This window comes from Marinobacter sp. G5_S1_61_S3 (assembly GCF_054968585.1).
Genome location: NZ_JBQKUK010000006.1, coordinates 212,361 through 236,802 on the forward strand (window position 1 = coordinate 212,361; position 24,442 = coordinate 236,802).

A 24,442-nucleotide genomic window follows, 5' to 3' on the forward strand; every position below is an offset into this window, starting at 1 on the left:
GACCGCCATGAGTGAACAGGAAATCAAGGTTCCGGATCTCGGCGGTGCAGACGAGGTCGAGGTTATCGAAGTGCTCGTCAGTAAGGGCGATTCGGTTGAAGAGGAAGATCCGATACTGACGGTGGAGTCCGATAAGGCATCGGTAGAACTGCCGTCACCGGGTGCCGGAAAAATTACCAAGATCACCGTCAAAGTGGGTGACAAGGTCAAGGAAGGCGATGTTGTCGGCATGATGGAAGCCAGCAGCGACGATGGTGGCTCGGATGACGGCAAGGATTCTGGCGAAGACGCCAAGTCCGATGAGAAAGGCGAGGCGGAAGCCAAGTCGGACGATAAGGAAGCCGAGTCTGAAGAGAAGAAGCCGGCACCGAAGAAATCCGGTGGTTCCCGTAAGGAAACCGTGAAGGTGCCCGCATTGGACGGCTTCGACAATGTGCCCGTGATCGAGATCAACGTCAGCGAAGGTGATGAGGTTGAGGCGGACGATGCACTGGTCACCGTGGAGTCCGACAAGGCCACCATGGAGATTCCGTCTCCCTATGCCGGCAAGATCGGCAAGGTTCTGGTGTCCGAAGGCGACAAGATCTCCGAAGGTCTCGATCTGGTTGAAATGACCATTGTGGAAGAGGGTGGTGACGAAGGCGAGGAGGACTCATCGTCCGAGGCGTCTGAGTCCTCCGGCAAGGAAAAGCAGGAAGGTCAGCCTGAATCGAAAAGCAAGCCTTCCGAACCGAAGCCGGAACAGTCCTCGGCAACCTACGAACCACCGGCACCGGGTGCCAAGGTTCACGCGGGCCCGGCGGTGCGCAAGCTGGCCCGTGAATTCGGCGCGGATCTGACTCGCATCAAGGGTTCCGGCCCGAAGGGTCGCATTCTGAAGGACGATGTTCAGGCCTACGTGAAAAGCCAGCTGCAGCAGACGCAGCAGGGTAGCACGGTGGCTGGCGGTGGTGGTGCCGGTATTCCTGGCGTAAAACTGCCTGACTTCAGTCAGTTTGGTGAGATTGAGCGTGAATCCATGTCACGCATGATGTTCGCCACGGCGAATAATATGCAGCGCAGTTGGCTGAACGTGCCCCACGTCACCCAGTTCGAGGACGCGGACATCACCGACATGGAAGACTTCCGCAAGGCTCAGAAGGCGGCCGGCGAGAAGAAAGGTGTGAAGATGACACCGCTTCCGTTCCTGCTGAAGGCCTGCGCCACGGCGCTGGCGGAGTTGCCTCAGTTCAATGTGTCGCTGGATATGGACCGCAAGGAAGTGATCCGCAAGCAGTACATCCACATTGGGATCGCGGTGGATACGCCTCACGGGCTGATGGTGCCGGTGATCAAGGATGTGGACAAGAAGGGGCTCTGGGAGCTCGCGGCGGAAAGCGCGGACCTGGCGCAGAAGGCGAGGGACAAGCAGCTTAAGCCGGCGGAGATGCAGGGTGCCTGCTTTACCATCACCAGCCTGGGTGGTATCGGTGGCACGGCGTTCACGCCGATCGTGAATACGCCGGAGGTGGCGATTCTTGGTGTCTCAAAAGCGGCTATGAAGCCGGTCTGGGATGGCAAGGATTTCCAGCCACGGCTGATGCTGCCGTTGTCGTTGTCCTACGACCACCGGGCTGTAAATGGGGCAGATGCGGCCCGGTTTACGTCCGTGTTGAGTCAGTTGTTGGGAGACATTCGCTCTCTTCTTCTTTGACTTCTAGTGATTGATCGCTCTGTAGCTTTCTAGCTATGGGGCGATCGCGAGGCCGGTAAGGCTATTCAGAACACGCCGCGAGTACGTCCCTGTAGGCTCGGTCGGGCCATCCATGGCCCTCCACGGTTCTGAATAGCCTTACCGGCCTCGCTTGTTTTTGCCTCTTTGATATCGCCTTTTGTTTATCGTTTCTTCTGCCGACTTGTTAATGACGGGATCTTTCTCGGCATTCCGGCCAATGCAGCCATTCTGTTTACTCGCCATGATCGGATCTCGTCCTTGGAAAATTCCAGGCATCCTACGGAGACCGATCAATGAATCCTGCCGAACTGCTTTCCCAGCCGCTGGCCCTGCAAAACGGGGCGGTGATACCCAACCGATTTGCCAAATCGGCCATGAGCGAAACCCTTGGAACCATGGATAACCGTGTGACGCGGGATCTGCCACGGCTTTATGGCACTTGGGCGGATGGCGGGATCGGGTTGTCGATCACCGGGAATGTGATGATTGATCGGCGACATATTGGTGAGCCAGGGAATGTGGTGCTGGAGGATGAGCGGGATCTGGACCTGTTGCGGGAATGGGCAAGGGCTGGCTCACGCAATGGGTGCCAGTTGTGGATGCAGCTCAATCATCCTGGTAAGCAGAGCCCGAAAATGTTGAACAAGGCGCCGGTGTCGCCCAGTGCGGTTCCGTTCCGCAAGGAGTTACAGGCCATGTTTGCGACGCCTCGGGCGCTGAAAGTGTCGGAGATTGAAGACATTATCCAGCGGTTCGCCCGCAGTGCAGCAATCGCAGAAAAGGCGGGCTTTTCCGGGGTGCAGATTCACGGCGCGCATGGATATCTGGTGAGTCAGTTTCTGTCGCCCCACCATAATGTTCGGGAGGACGAGTGGGGCGGTAGTCCCGAGAACCGGATGCGGTTTGTGGTGGAAGTGTACAAAGCCATCCGTGCAGCGACCGGCGAGCAGTTCAGTGTAGGCATCAAGCTGAATTCGGCGGATTTTCAACGGGGCGGTTTTACCGAGGAAGAGTCGTTGGGCGTTATCGAGACCCTGGCGAACCTCGGCATTGATCTGGTGGAGATTTCCGGTGGCAACTACGAAAACCCGGCGATGGCGAAAGGCGCCAAGGGTGCGAATGGCGCGAAGGCCAGCACCGTCGCCCGGGAGGCGTATTTCCTGGAATTTGCGGAGAAGGTGCGCATGCGGGTGGACGTGCCGTTGATGGTAACCGGTGGTTTCCGCACCGAGTCAGGCATGGCGGAAGCTGTGGCATCGCGGGCTACCGATCTGGTTGGCCTGGCGCGACCACTGGCGGTGGAGCCGGAGTTTCCGAAACGCATTATGGCAGGGCAGGCATTTACCAGTTCCGTGAAGCCCATTCGCACCGGCATTCGCGTGATTGACGAGATGGCGCTGATGGAAGTGAGCTGGTACACCCGGCAACTCGGTCGCATGGGCAAGGGTAAGGTACCAAAGAAGCACGACCGGGGTGTGCTGTCTTTGATGGAGGTGCTGGCGGTGATGGCGTCGCGGGGCGTACGTACCCGGCTACGGGCCGGCGAGTGATGTTTGGAAGGTTTCCAGCTTGTGGTTGAAAATCGCGCGCTGAGCTTCGGCCTCTGCGACATCCGCAAGGTAAAAACGGATTTTTGCCCCTGGCCCACGTTGCGCCAGTCGGCCAGCATCCAGGGTGCTCAGGCAGCCTATTTTCGGATAGCCGCCGATGGTTTGCCGGTCTTTCATCAGAACGATCGGCTGGCCGTCACTGGGCACCTGAATAGCGCCATAGGCAATGCCTTCCGAGATGATGCCGTCCAGCTCAGAGGCGATAGGTTCGCCCGTTAACCGGTAGCCCATTCGATCGATTCTCTGGCTGACCTCGTAAGAGCCCGTGAAGAACTTCATACGCTCACCAGGAGAAAAGTGCGCGTATTGGTAGCTGGGAATCACACCGACTTGAAGGTCCTGGTTATAGTCCGGGATTTCACCGGCTGGCAGACTTGTCATGGTCTTCTGGTGACAGCGGTCAAAACCGATGCAGTCGTCTTTGGCCAGCTTCTGTCCGCGTCCATCCAGCCCCCCAAGGCCTTCGCGCACGACGGTGGCGCAGCTGCCGAGTTTGATGGCGGGCTTAAAGCCCCCGGCGACGGCCAGGTAGGCCCTTAGTCCGGCCACCGGCATGCCGAATTCGATTCGGTCTCCCCGCTGGATGTGATAGGTCTGCCAGGGCGCTGCCTCCTTTCCATTGATCCGTGCTCCGAGGTCCGCACCCGTGAGCGCGATGCAGGTATCCTCATGGGCCAGCAGGCCCAGTTTCCCAATATTGATCTCAATCTGCGCCGCCTCTGGTGGATTATCGAGCAGGCGATTGGCCCAACGAAAGGCATGCTCGTCCATGGGGCCGCCGGTGGTCACGCCAATGTGCTGATAGCCGTACCGGCCGGGATCCTGCAGTAAGGCCAGCATGCCGCCATCCAGAACTTCAAAACTCATCGAGGCTTCCTCCCAGGTCCAGATATTCCTGGCGGTCAATCGACCGGAACCGAACTTTGTCACCTACTGCTACCAATGCCAGGGAATCACTGTCCCAATCGATCATTTTTTGAGGTGTGCGACCGACTATCTGCCACCCGCCCGGCGTGGCGCTGGGATAGATCGCGGTCTGCGAGCCTGCAATACCAACGCTTCCAGTGGGCACTTTCTGTCGGGGCGTGGCTTTTCGGGGCAGGGCTATTCGTTGGTCGGTAATGCCGAGGTAGGCGAACCCAGGGCTGAATCCAATGGCGTAAACGCGGTAGGTCTGCTCACTATGGATGCGCACCACTTTGTCCCGGCTCAGGCCTGAATAGTCACAGACCTCGTCCAGGTCCAGGCCTACTTCGGCGCCGTAGTAGACCGGCAACTCAATAGTGCTGGAAGCGTTTTCATCCGGCGCCTCTTGTTCGCCTTGGCTCAATGCCTTGCGTAGGCGGGACGCGATACCGAAGCGGTCGGTCCTGTCGGCGTCATAGCAAACCAGCACGGAGGTATACGAAGGCACCAGGTCAATCACCAGATCCGACAGGTTCCGGCGAATGGCCTCCGTGGCGCGCTTGACCTGGCCAGCGATGTCATCGTCGATACGGTCACCAAAGTAGACGATGCACGTACTTTCGTTGACGGCTTCAATGATCATAGTGACTCGACTACCTGCCGCATGTGCCTGGCCGCCTCCACAGCATGCTGGCTGTCGCCATGAATGCAGAGGGTATCGGCCTTTATCGGGATACGTTTGCCGGAGATCGACGTGACGCTGCCTTCGGTGATGATCTGTGTTACCTGCTTCTCTATGGCTTCTGGTGTGTCGTGAACCGCGTTCTTCACAGAGCGCTTAACGAGCCGGCCTTCGTCGCTGTAGGCGCGGTCTGAAAACGCCTCGAACCACACGTCGATGCCAACGTCGGCGGCCAGCGCCAGAACCTCGTCAGCATCGGGTGTTGCCATGACCACCAGGGGGCAGTGGGGCGTGTAGTTGCGTACAGCAGCCATCACCGTTGCCAGAGTTGCACGGTCAACCGCCATTTTGTTGTAGAGCGCGCCGTGGGGTTTAACGTATTCGATGGCCGTACCGTGGGTGCGGCAGATGCCGTCCAGCGCAGCGATCTGATACACCAACAGGGCCTGGAGTTCCTCTGGCGCAAACTCCATGTCACGCCGACCAAAGCCGAGCAGGTCCGGATAACCCGGGTGTGCGCCGATGGCGACCTTCTCGGCCATCGCGGTTCTGACGGTGCGGTCCATGGTCAGCGGGTCTGAGGCATGAAAACCGCAGGCAATATTGGCCATATCAATGTAGGGCATGACCTCGGCATCCATGCCTTTGGTCCAGCTACCGAAGCTCTCGCCCATATCGCAGTTGAGTTTCATTGGTTGTCTCCAGAAACAGGTAAGTGTGCGCTAGCCTCGGCTCATGGTCTGAGGGAGGTAGGTGACAATTTCCGGGAACCAGCCGATCAGAAACAGCGCCGCCATGATCAGCAGGAAAAAGGGTAGGGCTGCCCTGGCAACGTAGAGGATGTCTTTCCCGGTCAATGCCTGGATCACGAACAGGTTGAAGCCTACTGGTGGTGTGATCTGTGCCATCTCAACCACCAGAACAATAAAGATGCCAAACCAGAGCATGTCGATGCCGGCCTGCTGGACCATGGGCATCACTACGGCGACGGTAAGAACGACCACGGAAATGCCATCGAGGAAGCAGCCCAGGATTACGAACAGGGCGGTCAGGCAGACAAGCAGTTCGAAAGAAGAGAGCGACATGCTGCCGATCCATTCCGCCAACTCTCTTGGAATACCGAGAAAGCCCATGGACAAAGTGAGAAAGTGCGCGCCCACCAGAATCAGGCCAATCATGCAGGAACTCTTGACCGCGCCCAGCAGGCTTGCCTTGAAACTGTCGGCGTTCAGGGAGCCGGTGACGGCCGCCAGCAAAAGGGCGCCAAAAACGCCAAGGGCGGCTGCTTCGGTGGGTGTGGTAAAGCCGGCATAAATCGAACCAAGCACAAATACAATCAGACCGACAATCGGGAGCAGCATTCGCAGCGCCTTGATCTTGGCTGAGAACGAGATGTGCTCTTTCTTATGTTTGGGCATCTCATTCTTGTTCAATGCCGCCCATACCATGGTGTAACCCATAAACATGACCACCAGCATCAGGCCCGGCAGGGCGCCGGCAATAAACAGGCGGCCGATGGAAACTTCCGCCGCTACGCCGTAAACGATCAGAATGATAGATGGTGGTATCAACAGCCCCAGCGTGCCGGAGCCGGCAAGGGTGCCGACAGCCATGCGGTCGCTGTAACCCTGGGCCTTGAGCTCGGGGAGGGTCATGCGTCCAATGGTGGCCGCCGTGGCGGCTGACGATCCCGACACCGCGGCGAATATACCGCAGCTGAGAATGTTTACGTGCAGCAGTTTGCCCGGTAAACCACCCATCCAGGGTGACAGTCCCTTGAAGAGGTCCTCGGACAAGCGAGTACGGAACAGAACCTCGCCCATCCAGATGAACATGGGCAGTGCGGTCAGCGACCAGCCGGTGCTCGCACCCCAACTGGAGGTTGCGAACAGAAGGCCGATCTGGTCGTTGCCGGACAACAAAAGCCCGAGGACGCCAATGCCAACCAGTGTCAGTGACACCCAAACGCCAAGTGCGAGCATCAATATCATGGAGGCGGCGAGGGCGATGGAAAGCAGCGTGGTATCCATCAGATTTCCTCCAGATTGACGTCACTTTCGTGTTGTTGGTAAGAAGGCACACGTTTTCGCAGCACCGCGACCAGGTCATCCAGGATCGCGATAGTAAGCGCTAACGTGCCCAGCCCTACCGGGATCTGAGGAATCCAGAGCGGAATGGGAATGTAGCCGTGGGAGACTTCCTCAAAAACGTAGGACTCCCACACCATGTGCCAGCAGTAGAATGTCATGAAGCACGAAAGGCCGAGGCCAAGGATGAGTACCGCCAGTTCCTGAACGAACCGCGCCCGGGCCGACCACTTCTGGATAACCAGGGTCACCCTGATATGGCCACCTTCATGGAAGGTGTAGGCCAGCCCGAAAAACGTAGACGCAGCGAGCGCATACCCGGACACGTTTTCAGCAGAAGGGATGATGAAGCCGAACAGGCGGCCGACAATCTGCACCAGAATCACGACCATGATCAGTGCAATGCAAAAACCCGCTGCGTAACCAGATGCCAGGTAAAACTTGTCTCGAAGGGTACTCATGGCAGATGCCTCCCAAGGCGGCTTTCCCGCTGGAATACCAGGGGAAAGCGTCTTGTGAATGGACCGTTAACGGTAGTTCTGCAGAATGGCGCCGACTTCCTTCGGAGCTTCCTCTTCCCATTCCTTAATCATGATGTCGCCGATCTTCTGGAATTCCTGCATCAGCTGTTCGGATGGCTCGGATACTTCAATACCGTTCTCTGCCAGCGTCGCCGTGTCTTCGGCGGCGGTTACACGAACGCCTTCCCAGCCTTTCTTTTCTGCGGCTGCGGCAGCATCAAGAATGACCTGCTGTTGTTCATCGCTCAGGCGGCGAAAGGCGCGCTTGTTGACGACGACAACATTCTTGGGAATCCAGGCTTTGATGTCAGTGTAGTGAGAGAGGTAATCCCAGGCCTGGCCGTTGGCGCCGGTGGACGGAGAGGTAATCATCGCGTCAATGATGCCAGTGCTGAATGCCTGGGGGATCTCAGGTACCTGAACGGTGGTTGGGGTGGTGTTCATGAGATCAGCCAGCCGTGAGGTGGACGGGCTGTAAGCGCGCATCTTAAGACCTTCCAGGTCGCTCATGGTGTTAACCGGGGCCTTTGTATAGAGGCTCTGGGCGGGCCATGGCACCGTGTAAAGCAGCTTCATGCCCTCTTTGTCGAGTTGTTTTTCCACCTCGGGTTTCGCTGCTTCCCAGAGCCGTTTTGCATCCTCAAAGCTGGTTGCCAGAAACGGAATGTTGTCGTGTTTGAACACCGGGTGGGTGTTGCCCATGATGCCGATGAAGATCTCCCCCAGCTGAACCTGCCCTGTGCGGACGGCTCTCGGGATTTCCGGGTGTTTGACCAGTGAGGCGCCGGAGTGGACGGTGATCGCGATGTCGCCGTCGGTGCCTGCCTTGATGTCTTCAGCAAACCCGTAGGCGATTTTGGTGGGCAGGTTCGCATCGCCGTAGGGCGTTGGCATATGCCATTGGGCTGCGTTGACTGCGGTGGCGAAGAAAACGCCGGCCATCAGGGTGGCTGTCGCAAGTTGTTTGAACATATCGATTCTCCCGTTCTTTTGTTGTTGTTGCTGTGGTCATCAATTGGCAGTTGCTACAGCACCGCCAGTTCTTCGTTGAGCCGCTCGGTGAGCAGCATTTTTCCCGGTACGTGAGTGATCGCGATCGGGGGGCGTGCGTTTTCCAGGGCAACCTGCGGCGTCACGCCACAGGCCCAGAAGACAGGTATTTCGTCACGGCCGATGGTGACGGCGTCGCCAAAATCCGGAGTGTGAATATCGTTGATTCCGATCAAAGCCGGGTCTCCGATGTGCACCGGTGCTCCGTGCGCTTTGGGTAGCCGGGTGGTGATCTGAATCGCCCTTATGGCATCGGCAGCTTTGAACGGCCGCATGGATACCACCATGTCGCCGTGGAACCGGCCGGCCGATTGGGTGGCAATGTTCGAGCGATACATGGATACGTTCTGTCCCTGCTCGACATTCCTGATGGACAGGCCGGCACGGACCAGCGCATCTTCGAACGAGAAGGAGCAGCCGAGTACAAACGTCACAAAATCGTTGCGCCACACATCACGAATATCAGTGGCGGTCTCAGCCCGTTCTCCGTTGCGGAAGATCTGGTACTCGGGAATGTCGGTTCGGATGTCGAGATCCCGTCCAAGGCCCGGCAGCATAGGATCTCCGGTCTGGGAAACACCAATGAGGGGGCAGGCGACAGGGTTATTCTGGCAAAACAGAAGAAAATCGTTTGCCCAGTCGGCCGGAAGGATGACGACATTGCCCTGAACCAGGCTTTGTGCCTTGCCGCTGGTGGTTCCGGTATGGAGACCGGAACGGATGTGTGCGCGCAGCTCAGCTACCTGGTCGAGCAGGCCTGTTTTGAAGTCTGAATAATCGCCGGTCTGCATCTCGGCTACCCCTGATTGAATTTGTTATGTGGTTATAGATCAGGTTATTCCTATTGGCGAAAAAGTCTAATTATGGTTTTTTACGTTTGGCGATAAGTTTTCGTGATGTCCGGCTCCACGTACTGTTTCGAAACCTTTACCGCCAGATTGGCGGCCAGTTCGGCGATCGGGTTAAATGGCACGCTGGGGTAGGAGGCTGTGAATGCCAACTGTGATGGTGTCCAGGCGGCCTCCAGAGTGATCAGGCGCCCGCTTTTCAGGCCGTCAGATATCACGCTCAGCGGTAGTGCCGACACGCCAATGCCATCGAGGGTCAGACGTCGACACGCAGCCAGTGAACTGGACGAATAGAAGCGTGCGGGCAGCTCGTCCAGTTCACTGAATTTCTGACTGATTTCGGCGAACGGCTTGGTATTTCTGGCGTAGGTAATAATGGGCCATTGCGCCAGCTCCTCCAGTTCCAGTTTTCGGTCTGGCAGCTTTAGTGAGGGACTTGCGACCCAGATCAGGGGAAAGCTGCACAGGTCCAGGTTTTCAATTTTGGGTTCGGAAACCGGGCCCATCAGGAACGCGAGGTCAAAAGTCCGGTCCATCAGGCCGGTGCGGAGATTCCCTGTGACGTCGACGGTGATCTCCACGTCCAGATTCGGTGTGTTCTCGTTCAACTCGCGGAAGAAGTACGGCAGCCAGGAATGGACAATGGTTTCGGAAACGCCGAGTCTCAAGATGCCGGACAGCAACGCGACCCTGTCGGCTCGTTTACGGAGCTGCTGCGACATGGAGACGATTTTTTCGGCATAGGGCAGTAGCTCCTGCCCCCTGGTCGTCAGCATGGTGCGGCCGGAATCCCGCTCAAAGAGCTGAACGCCCAGTTCCTCCTCAAGCGCTGCGATCCGATTGGATATCGCGGGTTGCGTGGTGTTTTGCCGCTCTGCCGCCTTGCGAAAGCTCCCGAGGGTGGCTACCCAGATAAAAGTTTCCAGACGTTTAAAGTTCATGGGCGTTCTTTGTGTTGGATAGCGAAAGACCCTTTAACGTTAAGTGGGGCTGCTAGCTGAAGTTTAGTTCAGGATACAGGAGGCATAAAAAAACCCCGGCACGCGGCCGGGGTTTTCGTGTTGCTGACTTCTAATTCGATTAGAAGTTGTACTGTGCTGCGAACAGGATGCGGCTTGCGTCGCCGTCGTCGCCGCTAACGTTTTCACGCTTCAGGAACGCGTATTCAACGCCCATCATCACGTTTTCAACCGGAGTCCACTGGTAGTTAGCCATCACAGCTGAGTTGGTTTCGCTCTGATCAGCAACTGCAACGCCATCGTCTTCGGCATCGTCCCAATCAACTTCGACCAGACCGTAACCGACGTTAATGCTGCGTCCGCCGCCCAGATTAAAGCCGGCACCTACAGTACCACCGTAACCGGAAATGGTTTCTACATCACCGGAGGCAGGGTCAACATAGGCACTTGCGGCACCGAAGTTTTCACCTGAACGATACAGATAGCTGTTGGCGCCATCAGTGTAGCTCAGGGAGCCCTGAACAGTGATCATGTCGCTCAGAGCGATCTTGGCAGCGACAAAGGTAGCAAAGCCCATGGCGCTTTCATCTTCGGATCCGGTGTCATAGCCAACCTGGTGAGCCAGAACGGCGGCTGAATATGACAGGCCGCCAGCGGAGTCCTGCAGGCGAGCTGTGAGTGCCGGCAAGGAATCTTTCTGCGCAGCATTGGCCGGCGCTGTTACGAAAGAGCTTTGCGGATCTTCCAGAGAGAGGGAAAGTGGGCCTGTAGTGTAACGTGCTTGTGTAGTACGGGACTGATAGCCTGCAACGCCAGGAAGTGAGTCGAAGTCCAGAGTTGAGGTATTGCCGACAAAGCTGGTGAAGTTCGACCAGGTTTGACCCATCAGGACGCCATTGTATTCACCGTAGGCATGGCGCAGGCGCAGTGAGCCGCCGCCACCGCCGCGGAAGTCACCTTCGATGTTAATCTTAACGCCCTCAGGTGATACGGTTTTTACGCCAATCCGGCTCTGGAAAGCGTCAGCGCCAAAGTGGCCGTCTGCCGCATCGTCATTGTTCACAAGCCCGCTGTACGAACCTGAGCGTGTGCTTAGCGCCTGGTTGCTGTCGATGTCGTAGGAAGCATTCAGGCGAGCATAGCCATAGATGTCGGTCTGGTAACCACCTGTTTCAAAGCTGACCGCTTGTGCCTGCGCAGCTACCCCCAGAATTGCTACCGCAGCCGTTGAACGAATTGCCATTCTTAATTTGTTGCTTTGCATCTTTGTTGTCTCCACACATTATTTTTTTGTTGGACCCAATTCAAAGTAGTTACGAATTCGTGACATTTCAAATAAATTCTTGCATTAATTAGACGAAGGTCTATGCAACGAAATCGCCGGGTTAGGGGAACTTTTTGAGGATTGTGTTTATTTTCTTCTCCCAGTGGGCCAGAACATCGGTTGTTTCCAGCTATACGTACCTATCTCTATGACGAAAAATACCCGACACCTCGACGACGCCACCTTCGCTTTTCTGGACATTGAAACCACGGGTGGTAATTCATCCCACGACCGGATCACGGAGATTGGTATCCGTTTCTGGCGAGCAGGGGAGGTGGTTGGCGAGTGGCAGACCCTGATCAATCCGGAAACCCGGATTTCCCCCTTTATAGAGGGCCTTACCGGTATTTCCGATGCCATGGTGGCGGATGCGCCGGTGTTTGAAGACATTACCGGGACGTTAGACGAGCAGCTGAAAGGCACCATTTTCGTGGCCCATAATGCGCGGTTTGATTACGGATTTATCAGGGCCGAATTTCGGCGGCTGGGGCTGCTGTTTTCGGCGAAAGTACTCTGCACCGTTAAATTGTCTCGCAAGCTGTACCCCGGTTTTCGGCGTCACAACATGGATGCATTGATTGAGCGTCATAATCTGGAACAGGTGCAGCGACATCGCGCGTTGGGAGATGTCTCCGCGATGATGGCGTTCTTCGAGCACGCCTTGGCGGAAAAAGGGAGCGATGCCATGGAAGCGGCCATCCGCAATTTGCTCCAGAGGCCCAGCATTCCGTCCAACCTGCCCACCGATGTGCTTCAGGATCTTCCGCGTGGGCCGGGGGTGTATCGATTCTACGGCGAAAACGACGTTCTTCTGTACGTAGGTAAAAGTACTAACATTGCCCAGCGTGTGGCCTCTCACTTCTCTGGTGACCACAATTCCAGCCGCGGCATACGCATGTCTGAGAGCCTGCGGCGGGTGGACTGGACAGAAACCGCTGGCGAGCTGGGCGCGTTACTGCTTGAATTGAGGCAGATAAAGCAGTTGAAGCCACTGTTTAACCGGCGTTCCCGGGCAGCGAAGAATCTGGTGAGCATCGAGCTGACAGAGAATTCCTCCGGGTATCTGCAGGCGCGTCTGGTGTGGGAGATTGAACCACACCGGCTGGACAACTATTTTGGCTTGTTTCGCAGCAAGAAAGACGCCGAAAAGGCACTCAGTGGCATCGCCGCGAAAAACGACCTGTGCAACAAATTGCTGGGGTTGGAACCTGATGGCGATGGTCCCTGTTTTCAGCGCAGTCTTGGTAGTTGTAAGGGTGCCTGTGACGGCGGTGAGGACGTCGTCCGCTACAACCTGAGAACCCAGATTGCATTCCACGGGCTGCGCCTGAAAACCTGGCCCTGGAAAGGCCCGGTCGGGATCGTGGAGCACAATGCCAGATCCGGCAGGACCGATGTCCTGGTGGTTTACAACTGGATGCACGTGGCCACGCTGCAGGGAATGGATGAGATCGAGGGTCTTTCTTTGCGCGGCCAGGCGGTCAAATTCGACCTGGATTCCTACAAGCTGGTGGTCAAGGCCCTGATGGGGCAGGATGGTCGCTCGCTGAAAGTGATTGAGCTGGATGCGGTGGGCGCGCCGGATGTGCTCATGCCTTGAGTGGCGTATGATTAAATGTACCTTTTCACGTTTTGTTTGAGAGACACCGATGAACAGAGAACCTGTCAACCGTGAGTTGTTCGATGAGGTAATGGTCCCCAACTATGCCCCCGGATCTGTGATTCCCGTCAAGGGTGAAGGCTCCCACGTATGGGATCAGGGAGGTAAGGAGTACATCGACCTGGCGGGCGGCATTGCGGTGACCTGCCTCGGTCATAATCATCCCGGCCTTGTGGGTGCGCTGATGGAGCAGGCAGAGAAAATCTGGCACCTGTCCAATGTCATGACCAACGAGCCTGCCCTGCGGTTGGCCAAGACTCTGTGTGATCTGACCTTTGCCGAGCGAGTGTTCTTTGCCAATTCCGGTGGCGAGGCTAACGAAGCCGCGTTCAAGCTGGCCCGTCGCTATGCATGGGAACATTTCGGCGCGGAAAAGAACGAAATCATCTCATTCAAGAGCTCGTTCCACGGTCGCACCCTGTTTACGGTCAGCGTAGGTGGCCAGCCCAAGTACCTTGAAGGTTTTGAGCCTGCGCCTGGAGGTATTCATCACGCCGATTTCAACGATCTGGAGTCTGTTCGGAAACTGATCTCCAAGGACAAGACCTGTGCGGTGGTGGTAGAGCCTATTCAGGGCGAAGGTGGCGTCATGCCCGGCGATCCGGAATTCCTCAAGGGCCTGCGCCAGCTCTGTGACGAAAACGATGCCTTGTTGGTGTTCGACGAAGTCCAGTCCGGCGTTGGCCGCACCGGGCACCTCTATGCCTACCAGATGTATGGTGTAACGCCGGATATTCTGTCCACGGCCAAGGGGCTTGGCGGTGGCTTCCCGGTGGCGGCCATGCTGACCACGGAAAAAGTGGCGAAAAGCCTGGGTATCGGTACCCATGGCAGCACTTATGGCGGGAACGCCCTGGCCTGTGCGGTTGCCCAACGGGTGATTGATACGGTGAGCCAGCCGGATATCCTCAAGGGCGTTGCGGCGCGTTCGGAGCGCCTCCGGAAGGGGATGATGGACATTGGTGAGCGCTATGGCATCTTCAGTGAGGTTCGTGGCTCTGGCTTGCTGCTTGGCTGTGTACTGACGGAAGACTGGAAAGGCAAGGCGAAGGAGTTTCTCAATGCCGGCCTGAACGAAGGTGTGATGGTGTTGATTGCCGGCCCGAATGTCGTTCGGCTTGCGCCGTCACTGATCATTCCAGAGCCTGACATTGATGAAGCGCTGGCCCGGTTTGAGGCTGGTGTGAAAAAGGTTTGTGGTAAGTAGCAGACGTTAATCCGCGATAGTAACCACAAGCATGATGACAGGAGCCGCCTATGTGGCTGGTACGTCCGGCTCAGCCGGGTGACCTGAACGACATACTCGACATCGCCGGGGGCCAGGGCCCCCGGATGTCATCCACCCTGCCCAAAAAACAGGACGCGCTGTCCACCAAGATTGATCAATCCACTCGCTCCTTTGCCGGCACAAACAAACCTGACGAACCCAAGCGGTTCCTGTTCGTACTGGAAGACACCCGTACAGGTAAGGTGCAGGGCGTATCGGGTATCGATGCGCGGGCGGGCAATGGACAGCCGTTCTACAATTACCGACAGGACGCACTTATCCATGCCTCCCATGAGCTGGGCGTTTCGCGCCGGGTGGAGGTTTTGTACCCGTCCCATGCGCTGACGGACCACACGCTGTTGTGCTCCTTCGCGATCCGGCCGGAGCTACGTGGTACTGACGCCTTCGAGCTGCTGTCCCGCGCCAGGATGCTGTTTATCGCCAGCCATCGCTCGCTGTTCACGGATAAGGTGGTTGTGGAAATTCAGGGTGTGCAGACACAAGACGGCGAGGTGCCGTTCTGGGACAGTCTGGGGCGGCATTTCTTCAATATGGATTTTGAAACCGCCGATCAATACTCCGGGCTGTTGAGCAAAACCTTTATTGCAGAACTGATGCCACCCAACCCGATCTACGTCACGCTGCTGAGCCAAGCCGCTCAGGACGCGCTCGGGCAACCTCATTCACAAACCCAGGCGACGTATGAGTTGCTTCAGCGCGAAGGATTCCGGGCTGGGTGCTATCTCGATATTTTCGATGCCGGGCCGGTACTGGAAGCTCGCACCGATGCGCTCAAGTCTGTTGTGACCAGTCATCCGAAAACCCTCCATGCCGCCTCTACCGACGATGGCGAAACCTGCCTGATTTGCGGCGGTGACGGCGGGGATTTTCGCAGCACGCTGACGCCACTCGCCGAGAGCCTGCAGGACGAAGTGAAAGTGTCGCCGAAAACCTGGGAATACCTGGGCCTGAGCTCCGGTAACACGGTACGGGTGACACCATTATGAACAGGGCAATCAAAGACAGGAGGCCGGAATGCTGGTAATCCGACCCTTGCAGGAGAACGACCTCGACGCCCTGTACGCCATGGCTCAGGGCGCCGGAAAGGGGCTGACGACATTACCGGCGGACAGGGCACTGCTGGCAAGGAAGATCCAGCATGCGCAGGAAACCTTCAACCAGCGCTGCGCGCCAGAGGCTGGCTTGTACCTGTTTGCTCTCGAGGATACCGAGCTCAAACGGTGTGTGGGCATCAGTGGCATACAGGCGCGAGTGGGCCTGGACGAAGTGTTCTACAATTACCGACTGAGTGTGACGGTGAATGCTTCCCGCGAGCTGGACGTGCATGTACGCACCCCGACGCTGCACCTGTCCAATGACATGACCGGTACCACTGAGGTCTGCTCACTGCTGCTTTCGAGTTCCCATCGCGGCGGTGGCACCGGCCTGTTGTTGTCTCGTTGCCGGTTCATGTTCCTGGACGACTTCCGTTCGCATTTTTCCGAGAAAGTCTTCGCCGAGATGCGGGGAGTGTCCGACAGCAACGGCCAGAGCCCGCTGTGGGATGCCCTTGGCAGCAAGTTTTTTGACATGGAGTTTAGTGAGGCGGACATGTTGTCGGGCCTTGGCAATAAATCGTTCATTGCCGAACTGATGCCCAAATACCCCATCTACCTGCCGATGTTGCCGGACGCTGCGCGGGCCGTTATTGGTCGCGTGCATGAAAACACCGAGCCGGCGCTGAAAATGCTGCAGGCTGAAGGCTTTAACTTTAATGGCATGGTGGACATCTTCGACGGTGGCCCGGCGGTTGAGGCTTTTATTCACAGTATTCGTACCGTGCGCGAAGGTATAAACCGCCACGTAATGATCCGTAAGAAGCCGCTGGTGACGGATGTCCCGGCGGAGCAACAGGTAATGATATCCAACCGCTCGTTCCGGGACTTTCGGGTAACCACCATACCGGCCGAGTGTATAGGACTCGATACTGTCAGTATTCCGGCCGATGTGGCCGAGGCGCTGGAAGTAGAATCCGGAGACCTCGTGCGGCTGGCCCCTTTGAAAGATACCGGAAGGAGGTAATGACAATGGCAAACCTGACAGGTCAACTCTTTATTGATGGACTCTGGCTGGAAGGTCATGGTGACTTTTTCGAATCCCTCCAGCCGGTTACCGGCGCGACGGTCTGGGACGGCGTCAGCGCCAGTATCGAAGATGTGGACGCCGCCGTGCGTGAGGCCCGCTCAGCGTTTGTTCACTGGCGTAAGCGCCCGTTCAGTGAGCGCCAGGCCCTGGTGGAAAAATTCGGTACGTTATTGGAGGAACACAAGGAAGAACTTGCGCACCAGATCGGCTCGGAAACCGGAAAGCCTCTGTGGGAATCCCGTACCGAAGTGGCGGCGATGATAGGCAAGATCGGAATCTCCGTTGCCGCCTACCACAACCGCACCGGCCACTCCGAATCCGACGTTGCTGGCGGTCATGCTGTATTGCGGCATCGCCCCCATGGCGTGGTGGCTGTGTTCGGCCCCTATAATTTCCCCGGGCATCTGCCCAACGGGCATATCGTACCGGCGTTGCTGGCGGGCAACACTGTGGTGTTCAAACCCAGTGAACTGACCCCCGGTGTCGCCGAGCTGACCGTGAAGCTGTGGGAAAAAGCCGGCCTTCCTCCCGGAGTCATCAATCTTGTGCAGGGGGCGATGCCGACCGGTAAATCGCTGTCGTCACATCCGGGTGTTGATGGGCTGTTCTTCACCGGCAGTTCCACGGTAGGGCACTTGTTGCACAAGCAGTTTGGTGGCCAGCCCGAGAAAATTCTGGCGTTGGAGATGGGCGGCAACAATCCGCTGATCGTCCAGAACGTGCATGACCTGGATGGTGCGGTGCATCACGCCCTCCAGTCCGCGTTCTTGTCGGCGGGTCAGCGCTGCACCTGTGCACGCCGTTTACTGGTACCAAAGGGTACCAAGGGCGACCAGTTCCTGGACCGCTTTGTTGAAGTGGTCAGTCGAATCACCGTGGGCGAATTTGATGCGGATCCGCAACCGTTCATGGGGTCAGTAATTTCGACAGAAGCGGCCGACAAGTTGTTGGCGGCCCAGAACAGCCTGGTGACGAAGGGTGGGCAACTGCTACTGGAGATGCAGCGTCTGCGGGAAGGCACTGGCCTGTTGTCGCCGGGCATTGTGGACGCAACCGGCCTGGACCTGGTGGATGAGGAGTTCTTCGGGCCGTTGCTGACGGTTTACCGCTACAAGAGCTTTGACGAGGCCCTGGAGCTTGCGAACAACACCCGCTACGGACTTTCCGCGGGCATCCTGACGGATGACCACAAACTTTACGAGCGGCTGACGGACGAAGTGCGCGCCGGCATCGTGAACTGGAACCGACCGTTAACGGGTGCCAGCAGCGCCGCTCCGTTCGGCGGTGTCGGCGCCAGCGGTAACCATCGACCCAGTGCCTATTACGCCGCTGATTACTGTGCCTGGCCCATGGCCTCGCTGGAGGCGAAGAGGAGCGAAGTGCCGGAGAGCCTGGCGCCCGGGTTAAATTTCGACTGACGGAAGACGAGTCATGGCCAAGCACGCAGTAGAAGCCAATTTCGATGGCCTGGTAGGGCCTACCCATAACTACGCCGGGCTGTCGTGGGGCAATGTGGCGTCCAAGTCCAACATTCGCTCGGTGTCCAATCCGAAGGAAGCCGCCCTGCAGGGGCTGGCGAAAATGAAGCGTCTGGCGGATCGCGGTTTTGTCCAGGGTGTTCTGCCGCCCCACGAACGCCCGCATATTCCGACCCTGCGGGCATTGGGTTTTACTGGTTCGGACCGCGACGTTCTCAGCGCTGCCGCCAAACAGAGCCCGTCCATCCTGGCAGCGGCATCGTCGGCCTCCACCATGTGGACGGCTAACGCCGCCACGGTGTCGCCGAGCGCGGACACGTCGGATCACCGGGTGCACTTTACACCGGCGAACCTGAGCGCCAAGTTCCATCGCTCCATCGAGCACGTGGTCACCGGCAGGGCACTGAAATCCATCTTCGCGGACGAAGCCTGGTTCGCACACCATCCGGCGCTGCCGTCGGTCAGCCAGTTTGGTGACGAAGGCGCCGCCAACCACACCCGTCTGTGCGGCGGGTATGGCGAGCCGGGAGTTGAATTGTTTGTTTACGGCCAGATCGCCTTTAACGAACAGGCTCCGGCCCCTAAGCTGTATCCCGCACGCCAGACTCTGGAGGCCTCCCAGGCGATCGCCCGCCTGCATGGCCTGAAGGATAGCCATGTGGTGTTCGCCCAGCAGAACCCGGCTGCGATTGATGCCGGAGTGTTCCACAACGACGTTATCGCGGTGGGCAATGGCAACGCGCTGTTCTACCACGAGCTGGCGTTTCTGGATGAAGAAACCGTGCTGGCTGATATCCGCTCACGCCTGACGGGTGCAAAACTGGAAGCCGTGCGTGTCACCAGTGAACAGGTTCCGCTGGAGGACGCTGTGGCCTCCTACCTGTTCAACAGTCAGTTGCTGAACACGCCCGACGGCATGATGCTGGCGGTGCCGGGTGAGTGTCGTGAAATCGAGTCGGTCAGCCGCTACCTGGACGAGTTGGTGAATGACTCGGGGCCGATTACGTCGGTGGAGGTTTTCGACGTCAAACAGTCCATGCGCAACGGCGGTGGCCCGGCGTGTTTGCGTTTGCGGGTGGTGCTGAACGACGACGAACTCAAGGCCATGCACCACGGCGTATTGCTAACCGACGCCTTGTATGAACGCCTGACAACCTGGGTCGAGGCGCATTACCGGGAGGAGCTGTCGCAGGAGGATCTGGGCGACCCGATGCTGCTTGACGAAGTCCGTAAGGCACTGGATGAGCTGACCGGGATTCTCGGGCTTGGGTCTATCTACGATTTTCAGCTCTAATCCGGTCATCGCCCTCTTTTCTCAGGACGAGATAGAGGACGTCAGCATCTCCATGGTATGACGGATCAGTGATTCCGCAGAAACGTTGTCTTCCTGGCCGCTCTCGGTCATTTCGCTCTGGCAGAGCATGATGACGCCGTGGAGAGCGCCGCGGAGGTAGAGCGCGGTTTCGACCGGATTGTGGATGCGCTCGCGGTTCATGGTGCCGTCTTCCAGCCCCAGGTGTATGGCACCGACCATCAGCTCCATGGTTTCTGCCTTGCAGCCAAACATCTCGCCTGCCAGCTCGTCATCTGCTTCTGACATCGCCGTGGAGGCTGTCGTCAGTGCGGAGAAGTAATCCGGCTGTTCGCGGTAGAAGTTGTAATAGGCCACTCCCATGGCTGATATCTGAGCCAGCCCGGTATCCGCCGTCTGGCGAGCCTCCTCGAAGCGGCGGCACAGGCTGTGGCCGGCACGAAGCATGATGCCGCGCTGGATCGCCGCCTTATCCTTGAAGTACACGTACAACAATGCACGGCTGAGCGCGGCCGTGCGGGCGATGTCGTCCATGGATGTGCGCTCGTAGCCCTTCACCGAAAACACCAGTTCCGCAGCATCCAGAATGCTGTCGTACCTGGCCTGCTTCTCTTTCTCTCTACGGGTTTTTAACGGCTCACTCATAGGGGATTCCGGGTAATGGAGACTGCAATCTCATGATACATGGTTAGGGATGAAATCCGATTATTGACAAATTGTCAAAGAATGACATTATGTCTGATAACGAACTTTTGTCCACCGGATGGATGCTAAAAAACACCGTGACCATGGAAGAGAGGACTTCTCAATGAACATCGCCCGGCGCTCCGCCATCGTTTCCCTCTTGGCCGCTGCAAGCCTCCTTGTCAGCGCCTGTAAATCCAGTGAACCGGCGCCTGAACAGGGCACTGCCCCGGTGACGGTGCGTGCTGCCGAGGTGACGGGCGGCAAGACAGAGGGCGTGTCGCTACGCTTTTCCGGTATCGTTCGGGCGGCCCAACGGGCAACGCTGACGTTCCAGGTGAGTGGCACCCTTCGAGAGCGCGCGGTTGAACTGGGGCAGACTGTCAAGACCGGTGACCTGCTGGCGCGGGTATATAACCCCGCACTGGAGCCGGCGCGGGATTCCGCAGCCGCCAGGCTGGACGAACTTAAAACCCAATATGATCAGGCCAAACGGGAATGGGAGCGCTCCCGCCAACTGCACGAGCGCGGGGTCGTGTCTGAGCAGGGGCTGGAACAACTGGCCTCCCGGCGGGACAGCCTGAAAGCCAGTATGGCAACGGCCGAAGCATCTCTTGCCGAGGCCACACGCTTACTGCGAGAAAGTGAACTGAGGGCGCCGTTCGACGGCCGGGTTGAAGCATTGCTGGTGGAACGGGATGAGTTTGTGGCCTCCGGCCAGCCGGTGATGCGTCTGTCGTCCCCGGAGGGGCGCGAAGTGGAAGTGCGGGTACCGGCGTACATGCTCAACCATGTGTCGCTGTCGCAACTGCTGCCGGTTTGGTCGGTGCAGGATCGTAACCGTGCGCCGGTTACCGGCTCCATTGTGGAAATTGCCCAGCCCGGTGGTGTTCGCGGCGAGCTTCATCCAGTATTGGTCAGCCTGCCGGCAGATACCCTCGAACCCGGGGAGCCGGTGGAAGTGGGTATTACGCCCCGTGAAACCGTGGCCACGACGGTGCCGCTGTTGTCAGTGATGAAATCCAACGGAGGCGCCAGCGTGTTCCGCATTTCCGATGGCGTTGCCCGCCGGGTGCCAGTGACGGTGCAGCGGATCATCGGTGAGCGTGTGGTGGTGGATGCCGCTGATCTTAGCGCTGGTGATCAGGTGGTTTTTGCCGGCATGACCCGTATTTCCGACGGTGATGCCGTGGAGGTGCGCTGATGTCACTGCGCCTGCTGAACTTTCAACGCTTGCTGGGCATGGTGGTGACCATGCTGTGCCTCCTGGGGATTGCGGCCTACAGTACCATGCCGCGCCAGGAGGACCCTTCATTTCCCTATCGCGCCGGTCTGATTAGCATTAACTACCCAGGCGCCAGCGCCGAAGCCGTTGAGCGGCTGGTACTGCAGCCATTGTCGGACGAGTTGCGCCAGGTGGAGGAGGTCGATTATACCCAGGCCACTGCCCGTACCGGCGTGGCGATTTTCAACGTGCGCCTGAATGACACCATCTACGATACCGACTCCGCCTGGGATCGCGTACGCCAGGCCATGGACCGGGCGCGCCTGGATTTTCCCGATGACGTTGGCCAGATGGTGCTGGACGACCGCCTGATTGATATCCCCGCCATTATTCTTGCGGTCAGCGGTTCTGGTTCGGTCACCGAACTGAGCGACGTGGCGGAGCGCCTGAAACAGAACCTGGCGGACATTTCCGGCGTGTCCCGTATTGAGCTGGAGGGTGACGCGGACGAACAGATCACCCTGGCGCTGGACGACGCAGCCATGTACCGGCTGGGCATTTCCCCCGCACGCGTGTTGGACACGTTGGCGCGCCGCAACCAGACCACACCGGGCGGTTTTGTTGTCGCCGACGGTCGTCGTCTATCGGTGTTGCCAAACAGCGAATTCACCAGTATGGATGCCATTCGCGCGACGCCCATTGAACTGCCGGACGGCTCTCAGGTGCCACTGGCGGCTGCCGCCGAAGTCTGGCGCGGCCCGGCGGAACCACGACAGCCGGAGGCCTGGTACGACGGTGAACGGGTGGTGCTGGTTTCCATGATTATGGAGGAGGGTAGTACCGACGCCATTCGGTTTGGTGAGCGTGTGCGGGAGCGGTTATCGACGATCCGTGAGGAGTTCGCTCCCTATGAAATCCGCGAGATGTTCTTCCAGCCCGATAAGGTGGAAGAACGGCTCGACAACCTCGCCTGGAGCCTGGTGATGTCCGTCATCATCATTGTGGCCGTGGTGTTCACCGGTATGGGCATCCGCATGGGGCTCCTGGTGGCGTCGATCCTGCCGATGGTGGCGCTGATCAGTATCGGTCTTTATGACCTGGGGGGTGGCGTACTGCATCAGATAGCGGTCATTGGCATGGTGATTTCTCTCGGTATCCTGATCGACAACGCCATTGTGATTGTCGAAAGCATTCAGGGATGCCTGGATGACGGCATGCGACGGCTGGATGCCCTTAAGCAGTCCGTAAAGGAACTGGCGGGGCCGCTGGGAGCCTCCACGGGTACGACCATTGCGGCGTTCATGCCGTTGTTGTTGTCCAAGGGTGGGACGGCCGATTTCACCCGTGGTGTGCCGGTGATGATCATGCTCACCCTCTCCGTCAGTTACCTGCTGGCGGTGTCCGCCGTGCCGTTACTGGCGGCCCGCTTCCTGAAACCCCGCAAGACAGACGCGCGGGAAGACAAGCTGGTTGGGCTTTCCCGTTTTCTCGGCGATCTGGTGGCCAGGCGCCCGGGCACTTTGATCCTTGCGGGTGCGGCGCTGGTGGTGTTCAGCCTGTCACTCACGCCGTTCATGAAGCAGCAGTTTTTCCCCAACGCGGATCGTCCCCAGGTGGTGGTTGAGCTGTACATGCCGGAAGGCACGGACCAGGAGCGCACGTCCAGTGTGGCGGCCGATCTTGAACGTGCGATCCGTACCCGACCGGAGGCCCAGGAGGTGCATCGGTTTGTTGGCTTTACCGGCCCCAGCTTCTATTACAATCTGCAGCGTGAGCCCCAGGCGCCGAACCGCGGGCGAATCGTGGTATCAACGCCCACACTGGAAGACACCACCGGCCTGGTACGGTGGATTCGCGACTACGCCGGGCGCGAAATGCCGGAGTTGCAGCTAACGGCAGGAATCTTGGGGCAGGGGCCGCCACGGGCAGCGCCAGTGGAAGTGCGGGTTTATCACGCCAATGACGACACCCGTGCGCGTGCCGTGGAACAGGTGTTTTCGGCGCTACGCAGCGTTAAGGGCACGGTGGATGTACGCCACAACCTGGATATCGGCGTGCCGAGCATTGCCATCAATGTGGACGATGCCAGCGCGGCCCGATACGGCCTGAACCGTGCCGATGTTGCCCAGAGCCTCTATGGTCAGAGCTTTGGGGTGGTGGCTGAACAGTATCGACAGGAAGAGGATCCGATTCCCCTGGTGTTGCGCTCCCGGGAAGGCACCGGCCTGTCATTGCCACGGTTGTTGTCGGTGAATATCTACAATGATCGGGGCGACGCGGTGCCTCTTTCCGCTATTGCTTCGGTGGAAACGTCCTGGCAATCGGCGGCCCTGTTCCAGCGCAATGGCACCCGGATGAATACCGTCTGGTCCAATCTGATGGCAGGTTACAGTTTCAGCCAGGCCCTGGAGGGGCTGGAAGCGAGGCTTGAAGAAAACCCCTTGCCCCCGGGTACCCGGCTGGACATGGGCGGTGACGCCGAGGGCTCCGGCGATGCCAACAACGCCTTGCTGACCACGGCACCCATTGGTGTGCTGCTGTTGCTGTTCTTTCTGTTGATACAGTTCAATTCCTTCCGGCGTGTCGGCATCATCCTGCTGACAGTGCCACTGGCCACCGTGGGTATCTTCCCGGGGTTGGTGTTCTCCGGCTCACCTTTCGGCTTTCAGTCGCTGCTGGGCGTCATCGCCCTGGTGGGGATTGTGGTGAACAACGCGATCGTATTGCTGGATGTGATGGATCGACAGTTGGAAAAAGGCAATGACATCCGCGACGCTGTTCGCAAGGCGGTGGAACAGCGCACCCGGCCCATCCTTCTGACCACCGCAACGACGGTTGCCGGCTTGTTGCCGTTGGCGTTCTCCAGCTCCACCCTGTGGCCGCCGATGGCTTGGGCCATTATCTCCGGCCTGTTGGCCTCCACGGTACTCACGTTGCTGGTGGTGCCGTCGGTCTGCACCCACGTGATCA

At 58.2% G+C, this 24,442-nt stretch carries 20 protein-coding genes; 10 read left to right on the forward strand and 10 right to left on the reverse strand.

Translation table 11 applies throughout. The features are described 5' to 3' along the window. The first annotated feature begins 7 nt into the window (after positions 1 to 7). Together aceF and ACTRWH_RS07955 are read left to right on the forward strand one after the other, a co-directional pair. Entirely contained in the window at positions 8 to 1,693 is a 1,686-nt protein-coding gene (gene aceF / locus ACTRWH_RS07950; protein ID WP_462826229.1) for a dihydrolipoyllysine-residue acetyltransferase, read from the forward strand. A gap of 314 nt (positions 1,694 to 2,007) precedes the next feature. After that, the gene (locus ACTRWH_RS07955) at positions 2,008 to 3,264 is read left to right on the forward strand and encodes an oxidoreductase (RefSeq protein ID WP_462826230.1); all 1,257 of its coding nucleotides are present in this window, start codon (positions 2,008 to 2,010) and stop codon (positions 3,262 to 3,264) included. On the opposite strand, the gene ACTRWH_RS07960 is transcribed toward ACTRWH_RS07955, so the two are convergent. The 9 genes from ACTRWH_RS07960 to ACTRWH_RS08000 form a co-directional block, all read right to left on the reverse strand. Then, on the reverse strand, positions 3,247 to 4,191 hold the full coding sequence (locus tag ACTRWH_RS07960) for a 5-oxoprolinase/urea amidolyase family protein (protein WP_462826231.1): 945 nt from the start codon (positions 4,189 to 4,191) through the stop codon (positions 3,247 to 3,249). The genes ACTRWH_RS07955 and ACTRWH_RS07960 overlap by 18 nt on opposite strands. After that, on the reverse strand, positions 4,181 to 4,873 hold the full coding sequence (gene pxpB, locus ACTRWH_RS07965; protein WP_462826232.1) for a 5-oxoprolinase subunit PxpB: 693 nt from the start codon (positions 4,871 to 4,873) through the stop codon (positions 4,181 to 4,183). Before pxpB ends, ACTRWH_RS07960 begins: the two co-directional genes overlap by 11 nt. Continuing rightward, complete coding sequence (locus ACTRWH_RS07970; RefSeq protein WP_462826233.1) at positions 4,870 to 5,604, reverse strand: 5-oxoprolinase subunit PxpA; 735 nt, start codon at positions 5,602 to 5,604, stop codon at positions 4,870 to 4,872. The genes pxpB and ACTRWH_RS07970 overlap by 4 nt, the downstream gene beginning before the upstream one ends. A gap of 30 nt (positions 5,605 to 5,634) precedes the next feature. Then, positions 5,635 to 6,942, reverse strand: a complete 1,308-nt coding sequence (locus ACTRWH_RS07975; RefSeq protein ID WP_007153441.1) for a TRAP transporter large permease — start codon at positions 6,940 to 6,942, stop codon at positions 5,635 to 5,637. Beyond that, a complete protein-coding gene (locus ACTRWH_RS07980; protein WP_292050387.1) occupies positions 6,942 to 7,460 on the reverse strand; it encodes a TRAP transporter small permease in 519 nt (172 codons plus the stop codon). The genes ACTRWH_RS07975 and ACTRWH_RS07980 overlap by 1 nt, the downstream gene beginning before the upstream one ends. A gap of 66 nt (positions 7,461 to 7,526) precedes the next feature. Then, positions 7,527 to 8,492: a TRAP transporter substrate-binding protein DctP gene (locus ACTRWH_RS07985; protein WP_462826234.1), complete on the reverse strand. Its 966-nt coding sequence runs from the start codon at positions 8,490 to 8,492 to the stop codon at positions 7,527 to 7,529. A 53-nt stretch (positions 8,493 to 8,545) separates the two neighbouring features. After that, positions 8,546 to 9,361 (reverse strand): putative hydro-lyase, encoded by an 816-nt coding sequence (locus tag ACTRWH_RS07990; protein WP_462826235.1) that lies wholly within the window; start codon positions 9,359 to 9,361, stop codon positions 8,546 to 8,548. Positions 9,362 to 9,441: 80 nt separating this feature from the next. Further along, the gene (locus ACTRWH_RS07995; protein ID WP_462826236.1) at positions 9,442 to 10,359 is read right to left on the reverse strand and encodes a LysR substrate-binding domain-containing protein; all 918 of its coding nucleotides are present in this window, start codon (positions 10,357 to 10,359) and stop codon (positions 9,442 to 9,444) included. 139 nt (positions 10,360 to 10,498) lie between these two features. Beyond that, the gene (locus ACTRWH_RS08000; RefSeq protein WP_462826237.1) at positions 10,499 to 11,641 is read right to left on the reverse strand and encodes a DcaP family trimeric outer membrane transporter; all 1,143 of its coding nucleotides are present in this window, start codon (positions 11,639 to 11,641) and stop codon (positions 10,499 to 10,501) included. Positions 11,642 to 11,849: 208 nt separating this feature from the next. Here ACTRWH_RS08000 and ACTRWH_RS08005 point away from each other — a divergent pair, with 208 nt between their 5' ends. From ACTRWH_RS08005 to astB, 6 genes are read left to right on the forward strand one after another with little or no spacing between them, the layout of a single operon-like run. After that, entirely contained in the window at positions 11,850 to 13,301 is a 1,452-nt protein-coding gene (locus tag ACTRWH_RS08005; protein WP_462826238.1) for an exonuclease domain-containing protein, read from the forward strand. A 49-nt stretch (positions 13,302 to 13,350) separates the two neighbouring features. Next, complete coding sequence (locus ACTRWH_RS08010; protein ID WP_462826239.1) at positions 13,351 to 14,568, forward strand: acetylornithine/succinyldiaminopimelate transaminase; 1,218 nt, start codon at positions 13,351 to 13,353, stop codon at positions 14,566 to 14,568. 50 nt (positions 14,569 to 14,618) lie between these two features. Beyond that, a complete protein-coding gene (locus ACTRWH_RS08015; RefSeq protein ID WP_462826240.1) occupies positions 14,619 to 15,635 on the forward strand; it encodes an arginine N-succinyltransferase in 1,017 nt (338 codons plus the stop codon). Positions 15,636 to 15,663: 28 nt separating this feature from the next. Then, a complete protein-coding gene (astA, locus tag ACTRWH_RS08020; protein WP_292050231.1) occupies positions 15,664 to 16,710 on the forward strand; it encodes an arginine N-succinyltransferase in 1,047 nt (348 codons plus the stop codon). A gap of 5 nt (positions 16,711 to 16,715) precedes the next feature. Further along, positions 16,716 to 18,191: a succinylglutamate-semialdehyde dehydrogenase gene (gene astD / locus ACTRWH_RS08025; protein WP_462826241.1), complete on the forward strand. Its 1,476-nt coding sequence runs from the start codon at positions 16,716 to 16,718 to the stop codon at positions 18,189 to 18,191. Between the two features lie 13 nt (positions 18,192 to 18,204). Continuing rightward, the gene (astB, locus tag ACTRWH_RS08030) at positions 18,205 to 19,545 is read left to right on the forward strand and encodes an N-succinylarginine dihydrolase (protein WP_462826242.1); all 1,341 of its coding nucleotides are present in this window, start codon (positions 18,205 to 18,207) and stop codon (positions 19,543 to 19,545) included. 21 nt (positions 19,546 to 19,566) lie between these two features. Here astB and ACTRWH_RS08035 read toward each other — a convergent pair whose 3' ends face one another. Then, a complete protein-coding gene (locus ACTRWH_RS08035) occupies positions 19,567 to 20,208 on the reverse strand; it encodes a TetR family transcriptional regulator (protein WP_462826243.1) in 642 nt (213 codons plus the stop codon). A gap of 163 nt (positions 20,209 to 20,371) precedes the next feature. Between ACTRWH_RS08035 and ACTRWH_RS08040 the strand changes: the two genes are divergently transcribed. Further along, positions 20,372 to 21,451 (forward strand): efflux RND transporter periplasmic adaptor subunit, encoded by a 1,080-nt coding sequence (locus ACTRWH_RS08040; RefSeq protein ID WP_462826244.1) that lies wholly within the window; start codon positions 20,372 to 20,374, stop codon positions 21,449 to 21,451. Further along, a partial coding sequence (locus ACTRWH_RS08045; protein ID WP_462826245.1) for an efflux RND transporter permease subunit occupies positions 21,451 to 24,442 on the forward strand: 2,992 nt, incomplete at its 3' end. The genes ACTRWH_RS08040 and ACTRWH_RS08045, both read left to right, overlap by 1 nt.